Consider the following 4,614-nt stretch of genomic DNA (forward strand, 5'->3'; position numbering starts at 1 on the left):
AACAATATGTTTAAATAGATATAACGAAGCATGAATTCATATTGAATGAATGCCTATCCTTTAAAAAAGAACTGGAAATAATAGAGATTTTACAAATGAGTTTTTACTTTTAATAGGAAGTTGTATTACAATATGGTAAAATTATTTCAATATATTTATTTAATATAAAAATACAAAGAGGGAGCGTGAAAAAAGTGGATTTTCGATTTGAATTTACAACGAAGGTGAAAGAATACTTGGATGATGAGAAGGATGAAAAAATAATAAAAGATGGACATAGAGATATCATTTTTCAATATTTATATCCACTAGAGAGTGAAATTGGTATTTATAAAAATCCTAACTTTACTTTTTTTGCATCAGGAAGACGCTCGCATATCGTATTAGAAAACATTGAATTTAAAACAGAGGTAAATGTAAAAAGTAACATCATTGAAATTACAAAAATAGTGGATAATGTCGTTATTCCGTTAGATACGATCGTAGCGAAAGATAGGGAATTATTTGCACTAGGGCGCAATGAGAAGTTTAGTGTACAAATATTAGAGCAGTATCTCTTTGATACATTTGGAGAAAAATTAGGTTTAAAATGAATGGAATGGCCTATGTATTTATAGGTAGTTCATTTTCGTATATATCATTTACGTTTGACCTTTCAATTAATTTATACTACAATTCGTAGTGTGAAAGGAGACGCATGATGTTTACTCAAAACTATAAGTTAAATGAACAAGGGTTAAATCATTTCTTTGGACCGCTTGAAGCGAAAATTATGGAGATTGTTTGGTCTAGCGAGGGTATTACCATTAAAGAAGTACAGCAGAAATTAAGTGAAGAATCACCTGTAAATTTTAATACCGTTATGACAGTTATGAACAGGTTAGTAGAGAAATTACACTTAGAAAAGCAGACTGTGAAAAGAAGTGGCATATATCGTGCTGTACAAACAAAAGAAGAGTTCTTATCCAATCAAACGAAGAAAATGACGCAGGAATTAATGGGGGAATTTGGAGATTTAGTTGTAAATCATATGCTAGATGAGTTAGAGCAAGCTGATCCAAATTTAATAAAAAAGCTAGAAGACAAATTGAGTCAGTTAAAAAAAGAGGATTAATGAAATGAAATGGCAAATGCGTAAAATCGTATTGTTAGCAGGAATTGTTAGTACACTCTTTTTCAGTATGTTAGTGTATTACGTTACATATCCATTTCTTTTTCAAAATAAGGCGTTCTTTCTTTCAAATTTTTGCTTGTTTCAGTTAGAAAAACATATGAAAGAATTATCGCTCATTCGTATTATAATCGCTGGATTTCTACTACTTACAGTGTTTATCGTGTGCAAAAGAATGTGGCGACAATTTTTCGATACTAAAAGATTACAAAAAGTACTTATTCCTTTCGTTCGAAAAGGAAAACAAATATATATATTGCCGACTGCGGAAGTTGCGGCATTTACAATTGGGTTATTTCGTCCGAAAATTGTCATGTCAGAAGGGATACTTCAAACATTTTCAGATGAAGAAATGGATGCGATTATTTTTCATGAAGAATATCATCAAAACAATCGAGACCCATTAAAATTATTTTGTTTTACGTTATTAGCAGAAGGAATGATATACATCCCGATATTAAAAGGGCTATTGCAGCGCTATCATGTGTATCAAGAGTTAGCTGCAGATAAGTATGCAATGCGGAAAATGAAATCTAAATTCGAGTTAGGAAGCGCATTATTAAAATTAATTAAAATAAAGACAATGGAAAATCGATGTGTTACAGCTTCATTTGCAAAAACAGCAATAAATTTACGAATCGAGCAAGTGTTAAATGAAAAAGTTGTTAAGCTTACTATTCCGTTACATACGAATTCGGTATATGTAACAGTAGGTTTATTCTGTATGTCGATTGTGCTGATTGTTGGAGAGTGCATATAGCCTCTTTTTTTTAAGAATTAACACTACTCATTGTAGTGTTTTAGGGGGAATAAAATGAATGCAGCAGATTTAACCATTTGGCTTGTTGCTGGGGCAGGGATATTGTCATTTATATCACCGTGCTCTTTACCGCTATATCCATCTTATTTATCATATATCACAGGTGTGTCTATTCAAGATTTAAAAGAGAATCATGGAATGATGCAAAAATCAGCGATTATACATACCGTATTTTTTATGATCGGATTTTCGGTTATATTTTATGCGTTAGGTTTATCGGTAAGTTGGATTGGAATAACATTTTCATCTAATCAAAAATTGATTCAACAAATTGGTGGGATTTTTATTATTTTAATGGGTCTGTTTATGACAGGCTTATTTCAGCCTAAGTGGCTTATGGCAGAGAAAAAGGTGCAGTATAGAAGTAAATCGACTGGATATATTCGCTCGATTTTAGTCGGTATGACATATGCAGCGGGTTGGACTCCATGTGTTGGACCGATATTTTCAGCTGTACTCATGCTTGGTGCGACGAATCCTGAAGGGGCACTTCTTTATATTACAGCGTATACGCTTGGATTTGCGGTTCCATTTTTCGTGATGGCATTCTTTATTGGAAAGATAAAATGGTTTGTTACATATGCCAATGTCATGATGAAAATTGGCGGTGGAATGATGATTGTAACAGGTATTTTATTGTATACAAATCAAATGACGAAAATTACAGCATTCTTTATTCGTCTATTCGGTGGATTTACAGGTTTTTAAAAATGAGGAGGAAAAAAAGTGAAGAAACTAATTGCTATTATACTGGCCGGAGCATTAATTTGGGCCGGAGTTAATTTTTATAATGCAAAGAAAGAAGAAAAAGAAAGAAAAGCGAAACAAGCGGAATTACAGAAAACAGAAGTATTACCACAAGTAGGGTTTAAAGCACCAGACATAACATTAAAAGGATTAGACGGGAAGCTGTATTCGTTACATGATGCAAAAGGTAAACCGTATCTTATTAATTTTTGGGCATCATGGTGTGGTCCATGTGAAATGGAGGCACCTGACTTAGTTCGTATGTATGATAAATATAAAAAGGATGTTGAAATCTTTGCGGTAAATGCAACAATCGGAGATCCAGTGCAAGAAGCGAGCGCTTTTGCGGATCGTCACGGATTTATGTTTCCTGTTTTACTAGATATGGACGGAGTAGCTGGATTAGATTATAAAGTATTTTCTTTACCAACGACGTTTTTTGTTAATAAAGATGGAATTATCGTAGAGCAAGTACGAGGCGTATTACCTCCAGAACAATTAGAAGAGAAATTTAAGAAATTAATTGAGAGTTAAAGAGGGGATTTTGTATTAATGGAGTGGATCGTGAGGTTACAACTCGTATCGCTTATAATTGGAAGTCTATTTGGATTTATGTTGATGAAACGAAAGATGAAGAACGAAAGTGTACCATATGAAAAAATGATGGATGCAGTAACAAATGCTTTTCTTATCATCGTATTTTTATGGAAATTTGCACCGGCAATTTTAAATCCAGTATGGGCTATTAGGTCGCCACTGCAAGCATTATTAGCTATAGGAAGTATGAAACATATTATAGTAGGATGCATAATTGCAAGTGTATACATTGTTTGGAAAAGTAAAAAGGAGCAATTTTCACTTCGCATTTTACTTGATACATTGCCTATTGGACTATGTATGAGTATTGTTTTCTATTTTCTATTCCACCACAAAATAGGAGTACAAACGACACTGCCTTGGGGTGTGAAAGTATATGAATCTAAATTTTTATATCACCCCGTTTTTGTATACGAGATCATCCTTGCCCTATGTCTATTGGGCTTATTATGGATGAAAAGTGAAAGGCTCGGAAATGGAAAGAACATAAGTGTTTTTCTAATAGTTGAGGGTGTTGCTCATATTATTCTTTCGCTTATTAGTGAACAGAATTCGATTTTATTTGGTTTATCGATGCAGCAAATACTCAGTTTTTGTGTTCTGAGTTTAGGGATTTTGTTCGTGCCGAAAAAATAAAAATAGCCATGTATGGAGGAATCCGCACATGGCTATTTTTATTACATCTATTAAAAAATCGGTGGAGTAACAGAAAATAAAACAATCGCATTTTTCTCAAATTGATTTACCCATTTATGTTTTAAATAAGCGGGTATTTTTACGCTATCACCCGTTTCTAATATGTATTCTTCTTCATTTAAATGTAATGTGATTTTCCCGTCTAATACAAATGCTAATTCTTCCCCTTTATGTTCTAGTACATTTTCTGATGAAGCTGTATTCGGCGGGACAGTCATAATCGCTGTTGCTAAATTGCCTGTGAAATCAGGTGATAGCATTTCATATGATAAATTATCGATAATCATTTTTTTACGTTTATGAGAGCGTACAATTAAATCGTCTGTATTTGTATCTTCAAGTAAAAAGCTAAATGTTGGAACATCTAACGCTTTAGCGAGTACTTTTAATGTTTGGATAGAAGGGTTAGCAGATCCACGTTCAATTTGACTTAACATAGATGGTGTAATATCAGCCATCTTTGCTAGGTCTTTACTCGTTAAGCCTTTTTCTTTTCTTTGTTTTTCAATTTTTTTACCAATATCTATATTTTCCATAATAAAATCTCCTTACTTATTATTAAATTTTATTTAAATAAATTAAA

The 4,614-nt window shown here is 32.7% G+C and carries 7 protein-coding genes; 6 read left to right on the forward strand and 1 reads right to left on the reverse strand.

What is annotated here, in order from left to right; all coding sequences use genetic code 11:
* Positions 1–194: 194 nt before the first annotated feature.
* From MR079_RS27705 to MR079_RS27730, 6 genes are all read left to right on the forward strand, one after another.
* Complete coding sequence (locus MR079_RS27705) at positions 195–593, forward strand: DUF3942 family protein (protein ID WP_001983153.1); 399 nt, start codon at positions 195–197, stop codon at positions 591–593.
* Positions 594–700: 107 nt separating this feature from the next.
* Positions 701–1,114 carry a BlaI/MecI/CopY family transcriptional regulator gene (locus MR079_RS27710; protein WP_139867854.1) on the forward strand — a complete coding sequence of 138 codons (414 nt, stop codon included), beginning with the start codon at positions 701–703 and terminating at the stop codon, positions 1,112–1,114.
* 4 nt (positions 1,115–1,118) lie between these two features.
* Positions 1,119–1,931, forward strand: a complete 813-nt coding sequence (locus MR079_RS27715) for a M56 family metallopeptidase (RefSeq protein ID WP_242295030.1) — start codon at positions 1,119–1,121, stop codon at positions 1,929–1,931.
* 54 nt (positions 1,932–1,985) lie between these two features.
* Positions 1,986–2,699 carry a cytochrome c biogenesis CcdA family protein gene (gene ccdA / locus MR079_RS27720; protein WP_242295031.1) on the forward strand — a complete coding sequence of 238 codons (714 nt, stop codon included), beginning with the start codon at positions 1,986–1,988 and terminating at the stop codon, positions 2,697–2,699.
* An 18-nt stretch (positions 2,700–2,717) separates the two neighbouring features.
* Complete coding sequence (locus MR079_RS27725) at positions 2,718–3,272, forward strand: TlpA family protein disulfide reductase (protein WP_242295032.1); 555 nt, start codon at positions 2,718–2,720, stop codon at positions 3,270–3,272.
* Between the two features lie 18 nt (positions 3,273–3,290).
* Entirely contained in the window at positions 3,291–3,971 is a 681-nt protein-coding gene (locus tag MR079_RS27730) for a prolipoprotein diacylglyceryl transferase family protein (protein WP_242295033.1), read from the forward strand.
* 50 nt (positions 3,972–4,021) lie between these two features.
* Here MR079_RS27730 and MR079_RS27735 read toward each other — a convergent pair whose 3' ends face one another.
* Positions 4,022–4,567 (reverse strand): helix-turn-helix domain-containing protein, encoded by a 546-nt coding sequence (locus MR079_RS27735; RefSeq protein WP_103141672.1) that lies wholly within the window; start codon positions 4,565–4,567, stop codon positions 4,022–4,024.
* Positions 4,568–4,614 lie beyond the last annotated feature (47 nt).

The sequence above is a fragment of the Bacillus cereus group sp. BfR-BA-01381 genome (assembly GCF_022663555.1).
GTDB classification, from domain to species: domain Bacteria; phylum Bacillota; class Bacilli; order Bacillales; family Bacillaceae_G; genus Bacillus_A; species Bacillus_A pacificus.